Origin of the sequence: Nitriliruptor alkaliphilus DSM 45188, from assembly GCF_000969705.1 — a bacterium.
GTDB lineage: Bacteria > Actinomycetota > Nitriliruptoria > Nitriliruptorales > Nitriliruptoraceae > Nitriliruptor > Nitriliruptor alkaliphilus.
Map to the genome: position 1 here is coordinate 3,998,036 of NZ_KQ033901.1, position 16,396 is coordinate 4,014,431.

General features: G+C 72.1%; 16 protein-coding genes. 6 read left to right on the plus strand and 10 right to left on the minus strand.

The features are described 5' to 3' along the window. The first annotated feature begins 174 nt into the window (after positions 1 to 174). Complete coding sequence (locus tag NITAL_RS18485; protein WP_052667628.1) at positions 175 to 564, plus strand: hypothetical protein; 390 nt, start codon at positions 175 to 177, stop codon at positions 562 to 564. On the opposite strand, the gene NITAL_RS18490 is transcribed toward NITAL_RS18485, so the two are convergent. The 10 genes from NITAL_RS18490 to rpsA form a co-directional block, all read right to left on the minus strand. After that, entirely contained in the window at positions 544 to 1,320 is a 777-nt protein-coding gene (locus tag NITAL_RS18490) for a GAF and ANTAR domain-containing protein (protein ID WP_052667629.1), read from the minus strand. The two genes, NITAL_RS18485 and NITAL_RS18490, sit on opposite strands and share 21 nt — an antisense overlap. Further along, a complete protein-coding gene (locus NITAL_RS28175; protein WP_052667630.1) occupies positions 1,317 to 1,709 on the minus strand; it encodes a hypothetical protein in 393 nt (130 codons plus the stop codon). Before NITAL_RS28175 ends, NITAL_RS18490 begins: the two co-directional genes overlap by 4 nt. Positions 1,710 to 1,763: 54 nt before the next feature. Further along, positions 1,764 to 2,942, minus strand: a complete 1,179-nt coding sequence (locus NITAL_RS18500) for an ABC transporter permease (protein WP_052667631.1) — start codon at positions 2,940 to 2,942, stop codon at positions 1,764 to 1,766. Then, entirely contained in the window at positions 2,936 to 4,105 is a 1,170-nt protein-coding gene (locus NITAL_RS18505; RefSeq protein WP_052667632.1) for an ABC transporter permease, read from the minus strand. The genes NITAL_RS18500 and NITAL_RS18505 overlap by 7 nt, the downstream gene beginning before the upstream one ends. A gap of 1 nt (position 4,106) precedes the next feature. Further along, positions 4,107 to 5,042, minus strand: coding sequence for an ABC transporter ATP-binding protein (locus NITAL_RS18510; RefSeq protein ID WP_052667633.1), 936 nt, complete (start codon positions 5,040 to 5,042; stop codon positions 4,107 to 4,109). Between the two features lie 91 nt (positions 5,043 to 5,133). Next, on the minus strand, positions 5,134 to 7,284 hold the full coding sequence (gene uvrB / locus NITAL_RS18515) for an excinuclease ABC subunit UvrB (protein ID WP_083442237.1): 2,151 nt from the start codon (positions 7,282 to 7,284) through the stop codon (positions 5,134 to 5,136). 52 nt (positions 7,285 to 7,336) lie between these two features. Next, a complete protein-coding gene (locus tag NITAL_RS18520; protein WP_052667635.1) occupies positions 7,337 to 8,488 on the minus strand; it encodes a hypothetical protein in 1,152 nt (383 codons plus the stop codon). A 152-nt stretch (positions 8,489 to 8,640) separates the two neighbouring features. Further along, complete coding sequence (locus NITAL_RS18525; RefSeq protein WP_052667636.1) at positions 8,641 to 9,438, minus strand: GAF and ANTAR domain-containing protein; 798 nt, start codon at positions 9,436 to 9,438, stop codon at positions 8,641 to 8,643. Next, positions 9,432 to 10,076, minus strand: a complete 645-nt coding sequence (coaE, locus tag NITAL_RS18530; RefSeq protein WP_211262507.1) for a dephospho-CoA kinase — start codon at positions 10,074 to 10,076, stop codon at positions 9,432 to 9,434. Before coaE ends, NITAL_RS18525 begins: the two co-directional genes overlap by 7 nt. Positions 10,077 to 10,239: 163 nt before the next feature. After that, a complete protein-coding gene (gene rpsA, locus NITAL_RS18535; protein WP_083442238.1) occupies positions 10,240 to 11,664 on the minus strand; it encodes a 30S ribosomal protein S1 in 1,425 nt (474 codons plus the stop codon). 330 nt (positions 11,665 to 11,994) lie between these two features. Between rpsA and NITAL_RS18540 the strand changes: the two genes are divergently transcribed. The 5 genes from NITAL_RS18540 (at position 11,995) to glgA (ending at position 16,367) form a co-directional block, all read left to right on the plus strand. Then, entirely contained in the window at positions 11,995 to 12,594 is a 600-nt protein-coding gene (locus tag NITAL_RS18540) for a DNA-3-methyladenine glycosylase I (protein WP_052667638.1), read from the plus strand. Between the two features lie 293 nt (positions 12,595 to 12,887). Beyond that, positions 12,888 to 13,358 carry a pyridoxamine 5'-phosphate oxidase family protein gene (locus NITAL_RS18545; protein WP_157041946.1) on the plus strand — a complete coding sequence of 157 codons (471 nt, stop codon included), beginning with the start codon at positions 12,888 to 12,890 and terminating at the stop codon, positions 13,356 to 13,358. 81 nt (positions 13,359 to 13,439) lie between these two features. Next, positions 13,440 to 13,853: a hypothetical protein gene (locus NITAL_RS18550; RefSeq protein ID WP_052667640.1), complete on the plus strand. Its 414-nt coding sequence runs from the start codon at positions 13,440 to 13,442 to the stop codon at positions 13,851 to 13,853. 70 nt (positions 13,854 to 13,923) lie between these two features. Beyond that, positions 13,924 to 15,174 (plus strand): glucose-1-phosphate adenylyltransferase, encoded by a 1,251-nt coding sequence (glgC, locus tag NITAL_RS18555; RefSeq protein WP_052667641.1) that lies wholly within the window; start codon positions 13,924 to 13,926, stop codon positions 15,172 to 15,174. Continuing rightward, positions 15,171 to 16,367 carry a glycogen synthase gene (glgA, locus tag NITAL_RS18560; RefSeq protein ID WP_052667642.1) on the plus strand — a complete coding sequence of 399 codons (1,197 nt, stop codon included), beginning with the start codon at positions 15,171 to 15,173 and terminating at the stop codon, positions 16,365 to 16,367. The genes glgC and glgA overlap by 4 nt, the downstream gene beginning before the upstream one ends. Positions 16,368 to 16,396 lie beyond the last annotated feature (29 nt).

Genomic DNA, 16,396 nt, shown 5'->3' on the forward strand with positions numbered 1-16,396 from the left:
GTCGCCCAGGCCGATCGGCCAGCCGGACCCGGTCGGCGGCCGTACGGTCACCCCAGGCTCGTCCACGTGCGCCGTCGCGGCACATGCTGGCCGAGCGAGCGGACCGGGTGCACCATCCGACCAGAGCCCCCCCGAGGATGCTCGCCGGCGACCACCGGACCGCGAGGATCGCCCGTGACTCTGCGCGACCGACTCCAGGACCTCGACGTGTCGGGGACCGACCGGGTCGTGGTCGCGGCGTGCGACGAGCACCAGGAGGAGCTGGCCACGCTCCTGGACGCACGAACGGCCGACACGCACGACCCGGGACGGACCGCACGGCTGATGCCCACGATCGGCCGCCGCTCCTGCTGCGAGGTCCACGCCGGCGGGCACCAGGTCGGCGAACTGCCGGCGGACCTCGCCGCCGAGGTGCACACCGGGCTGCTGGCGCTGGCGATGCTCGACCCGCCCTACCTCGTCAGCGTGCCGCTGGTACTGGAACGACGGGAACGTGACGGCGCCTCGCAGGTCGCGGCGACCGCACTGGTGGACCTCGACGAACTACGGCTGCTCGCCAGTTGATCCGCCCCGCGGGTCGCGAGCGGACGGGAGCTGGTCGCGCATCGCGACCACCGACGCCGCGACGTCCCGCAGCTTGCGGTTCTGGTGCTGCGAGGTCCGGCGCAGGAGCGCGAAGGCCTGCTCGTCGTCGACCCCGGCCCGGACCATCAAGATCCCCTTGGCCTGCTCGATCACGCCCCGCGTGGACAGCGCCTCGCGCAGCTGTTCCCCGAGCTGCTCGACCCGGTGGTAGGCCCTGGCGTTGGCGAGGGTGGCCGCGACCGGCGCCGCGATGCCACGGACCGTCGTGGCCGCCTCGGCGTCGATCCCGCCCGGCGTGCGGCTGAAGACGTTGATCGCCCCGATCGTCTCGCCGCCGGCCACGAGCGGCACGGCCAGGACGGCGACCAGCCCCGTCCGATCCGCCGTCTCGGCCATCGCCGCCCCCCAGCGGCGGTCGTGGCGCAGGTCGTCGGACGCGTACTCGCGGCCGCTGTCCATGGTGTCGACGCACGGCCCTGCCCCGCGCTCGCGCTGGACCTCGTCGATCTCGCGCGCCGCGTCGGAGCTGGCCGCCGCCGTGTCGGTGCGCCCGTTCCAACGGCGGACGGTGACGGCGACGCCGTCGACCCGCTCCGCCGCACGCTCGGTGAGCTCCAGCACCTGTTCGAGCAGCTCACCGAACGGTGTGTCCTCGAGCAGCAGCGCGAGGAGCTCCTCGATCGTTCGCAGGTACGCGTCGGACGAGACGCCCTCGGCGTCGGGGGCGTCGGTCACGCTCCGGGCACGCTCGCGACCCCGACCGCACCGAGGATCAGCACCAGGGTGAGGAGGAGGGCCCGTCCGGCGAGGCGGTGCGCATCGGCGGCCATCTGGGTGCGTCGCGCCCGGCCGAGCAGCGCCTGGCCGAGGCCGAGTGCCACGATCCCGAGTGCCGGGTGGACGTAGGCGATGAGCGCGTCCATGTCCCACGCCTGGCGCGTGGTGTACAGCGCGATGCCGAGCAGGACGTGCAGGGAGAGCACCCCGTACACCGCACGGTAGAGACCCGCGGTGAACTCCTGCCCGTTCTTGGCGCGGCCGAACGCCACCATCGCGGCCACGAGGACCACCACGGTCAGCGCGTAGCCGAGCCACCGGTGCACGGAGAACAGGACCTCGTCCACGGAGAGCCTCTCACGACGTGGGGGCGGAGCGAGCAGAGCCTAACCCGGCGACGCTCAGCGGGTCAGGTTGCGGCGCAGCAGCACGGTCGCGGCCGTCAGGATCACCACGGCGAAGGCCGCGAGCACCGCGAGTTCGACGAGGACGTCGCCGAGCCGCCCGTCACGACGCACCAGTTCGGCCATCGCCTGGTTCGCCCACGCGTGGGGGGTGACCATCGCGACCCGCCGGATCGTGTCCGGGAAGATCTCGAGCGGCGCCATGGAACCACCGAGCGCCGCGAGCCCGAGCCCGAGCCCGACCCCGACCCCGCTCGCCTGGCTGTCGTTGCGCAGCGTCGCCCCGACGAGCATCCCGGCACCGCCGGCGACGAGGCAGAAGAGCAGGACCACGGCGGTGGTGGCGACCGGATCGCCCCAGTTCACCCCGAAGACGACGGCGGTGACCGCCACGATGTATGCCGCCTGGAACAACGCCACGCCGATACGCCCACCTGCCACCCCCGTCAGCACCACCAGCGGCGGTGTGGAGGTCGACAGCATCCGCCGCGCCACCCCGTACTGCCGGGTCTGGATCAGCGCCACCCCGCCAGCGGTGGCCGTCAGGAACGTGAAGAGGAACAGCTGGCTCGACGCGCCGAGGTCGAACTGGCCGAGACCGGCGAACTCCTGCGCGAGCCCGTCCTCGACCGCCACCTCCGTCGCCGACACCACGATCGGCGGCAGAACGTCGGCGAGAGCGGCAGCGACGGCTGCGGTCTCGGTGAACGGCCGCCCCGTCGCGTCGGCCGCCGCGACCGCGGCATCGGTGATGGAAGCTTCCCCGCTGACGACACCTTCGACCACGGCGCGCAGGGACGCGCCGCTGCCGTCGGGACGTCCGATGTAAGCGACCTCCGCGCCTCCACCGCGGGCCAGGTCGTCCCCGAAACCGTCCGGGATCACGACCCCGGCGCGCAGGCCACCGCGGGCCACCAGGTCACGCAGCTGCTCGGGGTCCCCGACCTCCTCGGTGTCGAGACCGTCGAGACCGTCCAACGCACCGACCAGCCGCTGGGCCGCAGGGTCGGCGTCGTCCGCCACGACGCCGATGCTGGCGCCCGCACCCTCGCCGCCGAAGCTCGCGCCGATGAGGACCACCAACAGCAGCGGGAAGACCAGGACGAAGAAGATGTTGCCCCGGTCGCGGAACAGCCGCACCAGCTCGATCCAGGTGATCGCCCACCACCTCACCACGTCGCCGACCTCCGCAGACGCCAGATCGCCGGGACGGCCGCGACGAGTCCGAACAGGGCGATCGCACCTGCCGCCGGGAGGGCGTCGGTCCAGGCCCCCGACGCGACCTGCTCGGTGATGCCCCGCAGGAACCAGCCGTGCGGCGACGCCGATGCGGCGAGCTGGAGGAGGCCGGAGGTGGCCGGCAGCGGGACGAACACCCCGCCGAGCATGCCGAGGACGATGGCCACGATCGACTGGTAGTTGCCCGCCTGCTCGCCGGTCCTGGCGAACGTGGCGACCAGCGACATCAACCCGACGGCGGCGGCCACGATCGCCACGATGAGGACCGCGACGCCGATCGGCGGCCCCCAGTCCGCGCCGAGCAGCAACGACGAGGAGACCGCCAGCACCGCCATGGAGACCAGCCCGAGCAGCGCCGCACCGGCGGCCTTGCCCACCTGCACGGCCCACACCGGGATCGGTGCCGCGAGCAGACGCGGCAGGGTCCCGAGCTGCCGCTCCTCGAGCAGTCCGGTCACCCCGTACTGCACGGTGAAGAACACGAAGAACGCGGCCATCCCCGCCGCCAGGTAGCTCGGCATGTCGAGCTGACGGTCCTCGGCGACCAGCGAGGCCAGGGCGACCGAGGGCTCCCCTTCCGCCACCTGCGCCGCGATCGACGCCGGATCGAGGTCGCTGCCACCCACCGTCTGCGTGGTGGCGACCGCGAGCGCCGACGCCTCGAGTCGCGTGGTGAAGCTGGACGCGACGCCGCGTGCGACCTCGCCGGCCAGCACCGCCTCGGGTGACACCAGGACCTCGAGCTGCCCGCCCCGACCGGACGTCACCGCGTCGCTGAAGCCCTCGGGGATGACCCACGCGGCGTCCAGGTCGCCCTCGCGCAGGGCCGCCTCCGCGTCGGCGGTGTCGGTCGCGGGTTCGAGCGTCAGGACACCAGCGTCCACCACCGCCGGGAGCACCTGATCGGTGAACGCCACCGCGATCGGGCCACCGTCGTGATCGATGACGGCGGCCGTGACCGAGAGCTCGTCGACGTCGGGGAACATCATCGAGAACAGGAACGTCAGCCCGATGGGGACGACGAAGGCGAACAGGAACACGCTGCGGTCGCGGACGCGTAGCCGCAGGTCCTTGCCGAGGATGAGCAACGCCGAACCCACGTCAGTCCCTCAACGCTCGGCCGGTGAGGTGCAGGAAGACGTCCTCGAGGTCCGGTTCGCGGACCTCGACGCCGGTGACCGTCGCGCCGACCTCGCCCACCGCAGCGAGCAGGGCGGGCAGACCTGCAGCTGCACCGTCGAGCAGGCAGACCACCGCGTGGTCGTCCACGTCGGCGCTGCTGACCCGGTCCAGGGCCGCGCATGCTGCGGCAGCCGCCGCCACGTCGCCGGCCACCTCGAGGCGGACGCGGTCGAGTTCGCCGACCTCGCTGGTCAGCTGACGGCGGGTGCCCTCCCCCACGATCCGTCCCTGGTCGATGATGGCCAGTCGGTCGCAGAGCCGTTCTGCCTCCTCCATGTAGTGGGTCGTGTAGAGCACGGCCATGCCCTCGGTGGACAGCTGCTCCACCGACTCGAGGATGGCGTTGCGCGACTGCGGGTCGACGCCCACCGTCGGTTCGTCGAGGATGAGCAGCTTCGGCTCGTGGAGCAGCCCGATGCCGATGTTGAGCCGGCGCTTCATCCCGCCGGAGAACTCGTCGGCCCGGTCGTCGGCCCGGTCGGTCAGGCCGGTGACCTCCAGCACCTGCTCGGTCCGGGCACGCAGCCGATCGCCACGGAGGCCGTGGAGCCGCCCGAAGAACCGTAGGTTCTCGCGTGCGGTCAGATCCGGGTAGATGGCCAGGTCCTGTGGGACCAGTCCGATCGAAGCCTTCACCGACGCGGTACGTGGCGTCAGGCGTCGACCGAGCACCTCGACCTCGCCGCGGTCGGGCCGCAGGAGCCCGGCGATCATCGAGATCGTCGTGGTCTTCCCGGCGCCGTTCGGTCCGAGCAGACCGTAGGTCTCGCCCTCGGCGACCTCGAAGGACACCTCGTCGACCGCGGTCAGGTCGCCGTAGGCCTTCGCCAGCCCTGCGCAGGTCAGGACGCTCACCCCACCCCTCCGGTCCGTCGGCGTCGTCACCACCGGACGGGACCCTAACGGAGCGTTGCGTCCGCGGCCCAGGGTCTCACGACCTGTTCTGTCAGACGTTGGCGGCCTGCATCGAGGCGAGCTCGCGCTTGAGATCCGACACCTCGTCGCGGAGCCGGGCCGCGTACTCGAAACGCAGATCGCCGGCCGCCTCGTGCATCTCCTCCTCCAGACGCCGGATCAGCGCCTCGAGCTCCTCCTGCGGCAGCTCCGTCGCCTCGGCTGCGTCGGCGACGCGGTCACGCGAGGACGCCTCGGCGGGCTGATAGTCGACACCCGCCTCCTCGGCCCGCACGGCCGCGAGGATGTCGCCGACGCGCTTGCGGATCGTCTGTGGGTCGATGCCGTGTTCGGCGTTGTAGGCCAACTGTTTCTCGCGCCGACGGTCGGTCTCCTCGAGCGCCTGCTTCATGGCATCGGTGATCTGGTCGGCGTACATGATGACCTGGCCGTCCACGTTGCGAGCCGCACGACCGATGGTCTGGATCAGCGAGGTCGACGACCGCAGGAACCCCTCCTTGTCGGCGTCGAGGATCGCGACGAGGGACACCTCGGGCAGGTCGAGACCCTCGCGCAGGAGGTTGATGCCGACCAGGACGTCGAACTCACCGAGGCGCAGGTTCTTGAGGATCTCGACGCGCTGCACGGTGTCGATGTCGGAGTGCAGGTAGCGCACCCGCACCCCGTTCTCGAGCAGGTAGTCGGTCAGATCCTCGGACATCTTCTTGGTGAGGGTGGTCACCAGCACCCGCTGGTCGCGCTCGACCCGCTGGCGGATCTCCTCCATGAGGTCGTCGATCTGCCCCTTGGTCTCGCGCAGCACCACCTGGGGGTCGACGAGGCCCGTCGGTCGGATGATCTGTTCCGCGATGGTGTCGGACTCGCGGCGCTCGTAGGGGCCCGGGGTGGCCGAGATGAACAGCCGCTGTCCGACGCGACCGAGGAACTCGTCGAAGGTGAGCGGGCGGTTGTCCCGCGCCGACGGCAGCCGGAACCCGTAGTCGACGAGGTTGTCCTTGCGGGAGCGGTCCCCCTCGTACATGGCGCCGATCTGCGGGACGGTGACGTGCGACTCGTCGGTCATCACCACGAAGTCGGGCGGGAAGTAGTCCAGCAGCGTGTACGGCGCCTCGCCCGGCGCGCGGCCGTCGAAGTGACGCGAGTAGTTCTCGATGCCGTTGCAGGAGCCGACCTCACGGATCATCTCGAGGTCGTAGTTGGTGCGCATCTTCAGCCGCTGCGCCTCGAGCAGCTTGCCGGCGGCTTCGAGGTCGGCCAGCCGCTCCTGGAGCTCGGCCTCGATCGAGACCACCGCGCGCTCGAGCGCCGGACGCGAGGAGACGTAGTGGGATGCGGGGAAGACGCCGACGTCGCGCACCGGCTGCGAGACCTCGCCGGTGAGGGTGTCGACCCGCACGATCCGGTCGATCTCCTCGCCGAAGAACTCGACGCGGACGGCCCGTTCGTCGTCCGCCGGGAACACCTCGAGGGTGTCGCCCCGGACGCGGAAGGTGCCGCGTACGAGGTTGAGGTCGTTGCGGCTGTACTGCAGGTCGACGAGCTTGCGCATGGCCCCGTCGAGCCCGACCGAGTCGTCCCCGGACCGCAGCCACAGGATGTGGTCCTCGTACTCGTGCGGCGAGCCGAGGCCGTAGATGCACGACACCGACGCGACGACCACCACGTCACGGCGCGAGAGCAACGCCATCGTCGCCCGGTGACGCAGCCGGTCGATCTCGTCGTTGATCGACGAGTCCTTCTCGATGTAGGTGTCGCTGGAGGCGATGTACGCCTCGGGTTGGTAGTAGTCGTAGTAGCTGACGAAGTACTCGACGGCGTTGTCCGGCAGGAAGTCGCGGAACTCGTTGGCCAGCTGGGCGGCCAGGGTCTTGTTCGGCGCGATCACCAGGCACGGTCGCTGCAGGCGCTCGAGGACCTTCGCCGCGGTGAACGTCTTGCCGGTCCCGGTCGCCCCGAGGAGGGTGACCGCGCGTTCGCCCGCCTCGAAGGCGGACACGATCTGCTCGATGGCGCGCGGCTGGTCCCCCGACGGCGTGAAGTCGCTGACCACCCGGAACGGGGTGTCGTCGCGTAGGTGACGGTGCCGGGGCGCCCCGGAGGGGTCCCGGGCGACCGGTCCGGGCGGAGCGCCGGGAGGCGTAGCAGGCACGGGTGACGAGGTGGAGACAGGGTCATCGCTCATGCGCGCGACGGTACCCCGCAGCTGCGACACGGCGGCGGGCACGCCGCGTGCGTCACCGGCGTCCGGCCGACGCCGCGGCGTCGAACCGCGTGAGATCCACCACGTGCCCCACCGGGGCGTGCCACCGGATCGGGTCGGTCGCGGGCCGGGCCGCCTGACCGGCTGGAGCACCGATCGGCGGTGAGGTGGCCCAGGTCGCCAGCCAGTCGGCCGCCCGCGCGGGGCCGCGTCCGTCGTCGAGGTGTGCCAGCGTCCCCGGATCGGTGTCCACCGCGCCGACGAGCATCCGCTCCCACGATCCCGGTTCGAGCCACGCCGGCAGCGCCGTGGCCGCCCCGATCTCGGCCAGCACGCGTGCGTGCCCCACGTCGTCGGGCCGCCCGGGACGCGGCAGCACCAGCAGGGGACGGCGAGCCGACGCGACCTCAGCCACCACCGACAGGGCACCGCTGCCGATGACCACGTCGGCGGCCTCGAGCGCCGACCACGGATCGTCACGCCACCCGAGGCGGTGCAGGTTCCGGGGCAGACCGGTGGCCGGCGAACCGCACCGTCCCACCGTCAGCCAGGTCCAACCGGGCGTCGCCGCGGCGGCGGCCGCGATGTCGGCAGCGCAACCCAAGCCGTCCCGTCCCGCGACCACGGTCACGACCTGCGCTTCGGCTGCCAGGCCGAGCGCACGTCGCCCCGCGCGCCGGTGGGGACGCCGCCCCGCGTACCGCGAGAGCAGGCCGGTGTGGACCGTGCGCTCGCGCTGCCAGCGTGGCAGGCCGCGGGGTTCGAGCAGGGCCGGGTACGGCGCCAGGTCGCCGGCACCCGGGGACGCGAGGACCGACGCCCCCGCCTCCGGGGTCGGTCCCGGCCGACGGACGCCGACGGTCGCCACGCCGGCCGACCGGGCCGTGGCGGTGATGGCCGAGTCGCCGTCCACGACGAGCAGGTCCGGACGGTCGGCCGCCAACCAGGCCCGGAGCCGCGTCCGGGTGCGCGGTGCGCCGAGGCCGCGCGCCGCCTGGGCGGCGTCCACGGCCCAGGGCAGTTCGACCACGGCGTCGATCCCTGCCGGCACCCGACCGGCCGGTCCGATCGTGATGACCGTGACCCGGACGCCGGTCAGGTGTGGCACCACCGCGGCGACCCGCGATCGAGCCCCGGCGCCATCCCCCACGAACCAGGCCAGGTGAGCACGCGGCGCGAGATCCATCGGCGACTCCCAGCGTCGACGGGAGCCTGAGGCGACGCACGCCGTCTACCCCGCGGTGCTCCCGGGCGGCTGGTGGTCTCAACCGTCGGGGACGGTACGACCCGGACCAGGCGGTCCTGACCCAGCCGACCTGGACAGGTCACCGGACGGGGTCAGCCCGGGTCGCCGGCTCTCGTCGTTCGCTCGCCGCCGTTGCCGGCTGCCAGACGGTCGAGGATCTCCGTCGCCACCTCGGAAAGCGACCGGTCCTGGTCCTGCGAGATCGCGCGCAGCTGAGCCATCGCCGCCTCCTGGTCGCCAGCACCCGCCGCGATCAGGACCCCTCTCGCGCGTTCGATGAGAGCCCGCCGCTCCAACGCCTCCTGCAACTGTTCGGCCAGCCGGCTGACCCGGCGGTACGCGCGCGCGTTGGCCAGCGTCGTGGCGGCCGGAGCTGCGATCCGCCGGGCCACGAGTCGATCGTCGTCGGTCAGCCCGCCGGGCTCGGCGGCGAAGACGTTGAGGCACCCGATGGTCTCGGTTCCCGCCCGGAGCGGCACCGCGAGGACGCTTCCGAACCCCAGGGCGAGCGCTCGCTCGCGGAACCGCGGCCACCGATCGAGCTCGGTCAGGTCGTCGAACCGGTGCTCACGGCCCGTGCGGAGCGCCTCGACGCACGGGCCCTCGTCGAACTCGTACTGCGCGTCGTCCACGTCGCGGGCGTCCTGCGAGCTCGCCGCAGCGGTCGCGTGGGCCCCGTCGTCGTCCACCACCGTGACCGACACGGCAGCGCTCGCCTCGATGGCGCGGGACGTGAGCTCGAGGACCTGTTCGAGCAGTTCGATCAGGCCCGTGTCCTCGACGAGCAGCCCCGCGAGCTCCTCGATGCTCGACAGGTAGGCCACCGGATCGATGGCCAGCTCGTCGACGTCGATGGTCGTCGGGTCGAGGCGGGGCCGGTCCGTCACCACGGGCTCGCTCCTCGTGCCTCACGTGCAGCCGCCTCGATCCGATCGGCCACGGCGCCGGCGGCCGCCTCGAGCTCAGCGAGGCTGCCCTCGTTGACCAGCAGGTGGGTCGCTGCCGCGCGGCGCTCGTCGTCACCGGCCTGAGCACGCATCCTGGCCCGGATGTCGTCCTCCGGGAGCCCGCGGTCGCGCACGAGGCGCGCCACCCGGGTGGCCTCCTCCGCGAGGACCACGACCACCTCGTCGAACCGTCCCGTCTGACCGGTCTCGATCAGGAGCGGGTGATCCACCACGGCGATCAGGGGGTCGGGGCCAGGCTCCTGCCCGCCCAGCACCGCCAGTCGTTCCGCGATCCTGGCCGCGATCCGCGGGTGGGTGAGCCGGTCGAGGTCCGCGCGGGAAGCATCGTCGGCGAAGGCCACCCGAGCCAGGGCGGGGCGGTCGAGCGAGCCGTCCGGCCGGAGGATCGCGTCCCCGAACCGCTCCGCCAGGTCGGCCAGCGTGCGCTCCCCCGGTGCGACGATCTCGCGCGCCACGGCGTCGGCATCGATCACGTGCCAACCGCGGGCGCGGAAGCACCCGGCAACGGTGGACTTGCCGCTGCCGATCCCCCCGGTCAAGCCGACGAGGAACACCGTCACCTCCGCAGGACCTGCCCGTGCGCGCGGCCCCGACCCGCGCGCGGCGCAGGCTAGCGGTCCGCCGCGTCGGTTCACGCCGCCGAACGGCCTGGACAGCGGTGGGCAGAGCCGGTAGCACTGAGCCCCGGCACGAGGCCGGGGCTCAGGTGTGGTTCGGGGGCGTTCAGGCCTGCTCGTCGTCCTCGGGGGCAGCCTCGGCCGGAGCCGCAGGAGCCTCGTCGGCCGGAGCCTCGGCGACCTCCTCGGCCGGAGCCTCGGCGACCTCCTCGGCCGGAGCCTCCGCGACCTCCTCGGCCGGAGCCTCGGGGAGCTCGGCCTCGGCCAGCGCCATCTCCTCCGGGGTTGGAGCGGTGTCGCGGGTGAAGCCGGCCTGCGCGAACGCCGCCGCCAGGGTCCCGGAGGCCGGAGCCTCGTCGTCACCGCCGGACGAGTACGCCGTCTCGACCACGGGGGTCGGGTTCGGGTCGTACGGGTCCTGCTCGACATCACCGGTGCCCGGTGCCTGCGCCTGCTTCAGCGACAGGGAGATGCGACGACGCACCGTGTCGATGTCGATGACCTTGACCTCGATCTGGTCGCCGACGTTGACCACAGCCTCCGGCACCTCGACGTGACGCTCGGCCAGCTCGGAGATGTGGACGAGGCCCTCGATGCCGTCCGCGACCTTCACGAACGCACCGAACGGGACCAGCTTGGTCACCTCGCCGTCGACGTTCTCGTTGACCGCGTGCTCCCGGGCGAACTTCTGCCAGGGGTCCTCCTGCGTGGCCTTCAGCGACAGCGACACCCGCTCGCGGTCGAGGTCCACGTCCAGGACCTCCACCTCGACCTGGTCACCGACCTCGACGACCTCGGACGGGTGGTCGATGTGCTTCCAGGACAGCTCCGAGACGTGCACGAGGCCGTCGACGCCACCGAGGTCCACGAACGAACCGAAGTTGACGATCGAGGACACGACACCCGAACGGATCTCGCCCTTCTGCAGCGAGCGCAGGAACTCGTTGCGGAACTCCGACTGCGTCTCCTCGAGGAACTTGCGGCGCGAGAGGACGACGTTGTTGCGGTTCTTGTCGAGCTCGATGATCTTGCACTCGAGCTGGGTGCCGACGTACGGCGCGAGGTCGCGCACACGACGCATCTCGACCAGGGAGGCGGGCAGGAAGCCGCGCAGCCCGATGTCGAGGATGAGACCACCCTTGACGACCTCGATGACCGTGCCGACGACGGTCTTGTCGTCGGTGTAGATCCCCTCGATCGTGCCCCAGGCGCGCTCGTACTGGGCGCGCTTCTTGGAGAGGACGAGCCGACCCTGGTCGTCCTCCTTGTTCATCACGAGCGCTTCGACGACGTCGCCGACCTGCACGACCTCGTTGGGATCCACGTCGAGCTTGATCGACAGCTCGCGCGAGGGGATGACCCCCTCGGACTTCCAGCCGATGTCGAGGAGGACCTCGTCGGGGTCGATCTTGACGACCACGCCCTCGATGACCGAACCCTCGTCCATGGCTCGGAGCGTGCCCTCGAGGGCGGCCTCGAACTCCTCGTCGGAGAGGTCGTTGTCGACGATCTGGTCGCCGGTGGAGGTCATGGTGCCGCCGGGCTCCTGGCTGACGACCAGGGACTCCGGGGTGGTGGGAGCGTCAGCCATCGGATCGGTGCTGGCGCTCGGGGACGTACTCGTGTCGGGGGCGTCGGACATCGGGGGCAGGTCTCTCGGTCGCGGATGGGAGGATGCGCCGCCGCACCCGGTGGCGCAGCGGCGGTGGAGCGACCCTGGCAGGTTCGTCGCGGGCTGTTCGCGCGCACGCGAGCACACCCGGCCGTCAGGGGTTGCGGAGAGGGTCGCAGCCCCTCCGGGCGGTGTCAACGCGGGTGGGCGCCTACGGTCCCGGGGCGCACCGACCCGGAGGCCCCCGAGGTGACCGATCTGCCGGACGGGCTGACCCGCGGCACCGACGGCCTCGTGCGCTGCTGGTGGCCGGCAGAGGACCCCGACTACCTCACCTACCACGACACCGAGTGGGGTCAGCCCGTCCACGACGACCGGCGGCTGCTCGAGAAGCTGTGCCTCGAGGGGTTCCAGGCCGGCCTGTCCTGGCTGACCATCCTGCGCAAGCGCCCGGCGTTCCGGGAGGTGTTCGCTGGTTTCGATCCCGAGGTCGTGGCGGCCTACGGCCCCGGCGACGTCGAACGCCTGCTCGCGGACGCGCGCATCATCCGCCACCGGGGCAAGATCGAGGCCACCATCACCAACGCCCGGGCCTACCTCGACCTCGTCGCCGACGAGGGCTCCCTCGACGCGTTCGTCTGGCGCTACGCCCCGGAGGCGCCGCCGATCCCCCGCAGCCTCGCCGACGTCCGCGCCACCTCCCCCGAGGCCACGGCGCTGTCCCGCGACCTCAAGCGGCGCGGCTTCCGCTTCGTCGGCCCCACCACCGCCTACGCCTTCAGCCAGGCCATGGGCCTCGTCGACGATCACCTGGTCGGCTGCGCCTCCCGCACCCCGAGCCCGAGGTGACCACCTGGTCGGCTGCGCCTCCCGCACCCCGAGCACGAGGTGACCACCTGGTCGGCTGCGCCTCCCGCACCCCGAGCACGAGGTGACCACCTGGTCGGCTGCGCCTCCCGCACCCCGAGCACGAGGTGACCACCTGGTCGGCTGCTGGAGCCGGCGGCCACCCTGACCGTGCGGCCGCGGTTCCCGGCAGGAGGTGGCCGGAGGTCCTCGTCCGCTCGCCACCGACCCACCACGGCGACGCGACCCTCGTGGTCTGGCCGGTGAGAGGCACCGGCCACGGGACAGGAGCGAACGTGCAGGACCAGGACACCCGGACGCTCGACGAGGTCCTCGAGGGCGAGCGCATCGCCATGGTCGTCACCGCCGACCAGCGGGCCCGCCCGATGAGCATCGCCGGCCGCGACGGCGATCGCCTGTGGTTCCTGACCGACCGTCAGGCCGATTGGGTCCAGGCGTTGCCAGACAGCGAGTACGTCGCGGTCGTCATCAGCGACCCGAAGGACTCCCTCTACGTCTCCCTGACCGGGCAGGCGGGCTTCACCGACGAGCGCGACGTCATCGAACGGCTGTGGGCCGAGCCCATGGAGGCGTGGTTCGAGGGCCCCGACGACCCCAAGCTCGTGGCGCTCCACGTCGACGTCAGCGACGGCGAGTACTGGGACGGCCCCGACTCGGGGCTGAGCCGAGCCGTGCGTGGCATCGCCTCGGTGGTGACCGGTGAAGAGCGGGACGAGATGGGCGAGCAGGGCGACGTCGCGACCTGACGAGGCGGCGGAGGAGGGTGCGACCCGGCGGTACCGTGCGCCGCGTCGCCCCTCCCCGCCACCCCGCCGGAGCCTGCCGCTGTGGCCCTCCCCAACCCGTTCGCGCGTCGCCGGACGCCGCCGCCGGACCTCGTCCTCGAGCCGCACCCCGACGACCTGCCGAAGACGGGCCTGTTCACCGAACCCGTGCGGGTCACCGACCTCCAGGTCCTCGACCCCGAGACGCTCGACGACGGCCGCCACCGGGTGACCTTCCTGATCGAGGTGCGCGACGCCGACGGCAAGCGCTGCTCGGACCTGTCGGTCGAGGCACGGGTACGCGGCCCCGAGCGGACCCGGACCGTCCAGGGCACCACGGACATGTTCGGACGGATCCGCTTCCGGATGGCCAGCACCGCCGGTGACTACGCCATCGAGGTGACCGACGTCGCAGCGCAGGGCCTGGCCTGGGATCGCGCCGCTGGCACCACCGAGGCCAGCACCACCGTCGGCTGATCGCCAGGACCCGTCGCGCGCACCCCGCGCGTGCGCCTAGGCTCCCCTGGCCGACCAGGGAGCCGAAGCAGTGGCACGTCAGCCGAACGTCCTCGGGGTGGTGCTCGCCGGCGGCGAGGGCCGTCGGCTCGCTCCCCTGACCCGCGACCGTGCCAAACCGGCGGTGCCGTTCGGCGGCAACTACCGCCTGGTCGACTTCGCGCTGTCGAACCTCGTCAACTCCGGGTTCCGGCGCATCATCGTGCTCACGCAGTACAAGAGCCACAGCCTCGACACCCACCTCGCCAAGACGTGGCGGATGTCGCCCATGCTGGGCAACTTCGTGGCGCCCGTCCCCGCCCAGATGCGTACCGGTCGCACCTGGTTCCAGGGATCGGCCGATGCGCTGTTCCAGAACATCAACATCATCCGCGACGAGGACCCCGACTACATCTGCGTGTTCGGCGCCGACAACCTCTACCGGATGGACGCCTCCCAGATGCTCGACGAACACATCGCCTCCGGGGCCGGTGTGACGGTCGCGGGCCTGCGCGTGCCGGTCGAGCAGGCCTACGCCTTCGGGGTCATCGAACCGGGCGAGAACGGGCGCATCCGTGCGTTCCACGAGAAGCCGAGCGACGCCGTCGGGCTCGAGGACGATCCCTCGCAGGTCTTCGCCTCGATGGGCAACTACATCTTCACCACCGAGGCCCTGATCGACGCGGTCCGCGCCGACGCCGCGGACGAGTCCTCCGCCCACGACATGGGGGGCAACATCATCACCGAGATGGTCGGGCGTGGCGACGCGGCCGTGCACGACTTCCTCCGCGACAACGACGTGCCGGGCGCCACCGACCGGGACCGTGGCTACTGGCGCGACGTCGGGACCGTCGACGCCTACCACGAGGCCCACATGGACCTGATCTCGGTCCATCCGATCTTCAACCTCTACAACCTCGAGTGGCCGATCTACAGCTGGCACGACCCCCTGCCGCCGGCGAAGTTCGTGTTCGACGAGGCCGACCGACGAGGGGTGGCCGTCGACTCGATGATCTGCTCGGGCGTCGTGGTCTCGGGCGGGACGGTCCGTCGCTCGGTGGTCTCACCCGGGGCCCACGTCCACACGGGCGCGTCGGTCGAGGAGTCGGTCCTGCTGCACGGCGTCGACGTCGGACGCGGCGCGGTGGTCCGACGGGCCATCGTCGACAAGAACGTGAGGATCCCGGCAGGCACCCGCATCGGGGTCGACCCCGAGCAGGACCGGGCGCGGTTCCACGTCTCCGACGGCGGGATCGTGGTCATCGGCAAGGGCGACCACGTACCGGGTCCGGGGTCCGCGTGAGGGTCGGGCTGCTCACCAAGGAGTACCCGCCGGCCGTCTACGGCGGCGCCGGCGTCCACATCGCCGAACTCTCGCGGGCGCTGGCCTCCCACGTCGACGTCGCCGTGCACTGCTTCGGCGAGCCCCGCGAGGATCCCCTGGTGGCCGGCACGCACCGTGAGTGGGATGCCCTGGCCGGCGACCGGCCCGAGCTCGCCGCGCTCCGCACGGTCTCGGCGGACCTGTCGATGGTCGCGGCCACCGGTGACGTCGACCTCGTCCACAGCCACACCTGGTACGCCAACCTCGCCGGCCACCTCGCGGCGCTGGTCCACGAGGTCCCCCACGTGGTGACGACCCACAGCCTCGAACCGCTCCGCCCGTGGAAACGCGAGCAGCTCGGTGGCGGTTACGCGCTGTCGAGCTTCTGCGAGCGCACCGCCCTCGAGGGCGCGGACGCCGTCGTGGCGGTCTCGCGCGGGATGCGCGACGACGTGCTCGCCTGCTACCCGTCGGTCGACCCGGACCGCGTCACCATCGTGCACAACGGGGTGGACCCCGACGGCTGGCGCCGCGTCGATGGGCGGGACGTCCTCGCCGAACACCGCATCGACGCGGACCGACCGACGGCGGTCTTCGTCGGACGCATCACGCGGCAGAAGGGCGTGGTCCACCTGCTCGATGCGGCCGCGCTGCTCCCGGCCGGATCCCAGCTGGTGCTGTGCGCCGGCGCACCGGACACGGCGGCGATCGCTGCCGAGTTCCGTGACCGGGTCGCCGATCTCGCCGACGCAGCGGTCCGGGTCGTCTGGGTGGAGGAGATGCTCCCGCGTGAGCAGCTCCTGCAGATCCTGTCGGCCGCCGACGTGTTCGTGTGCCCGTCGATCTACGAGCCGTTCGGCATCGTCAACCTCGAGGCGATGGCCGTGGGGCTGCCGGTCGTCGCCTCCGCCGTCGGGGGCATCCCGGAGGTGGTCGTCGACGGCGAGACCGGCTGGCTGGTCCCCTTCGAGCCGGGCGACGACGAGCTGCGCGGACCGGTCGATGCCGCGCGGTTCGCCACCGACCTCGCCGCCCGGGTCACCGAGGCGCTCGAGGACCGCGAGCGTTCGTCCCGGTTGGGTGCCGCCGGCCGCCGACGGGTCGAGGAACGCTTCAGCTGGGACGCCATCGCGGCCGAGACCGCCGCGCTCTACCGGCGCCTGACCGCCTGACCCTGCTCGCGGCGTGGAACGCTCCCCTA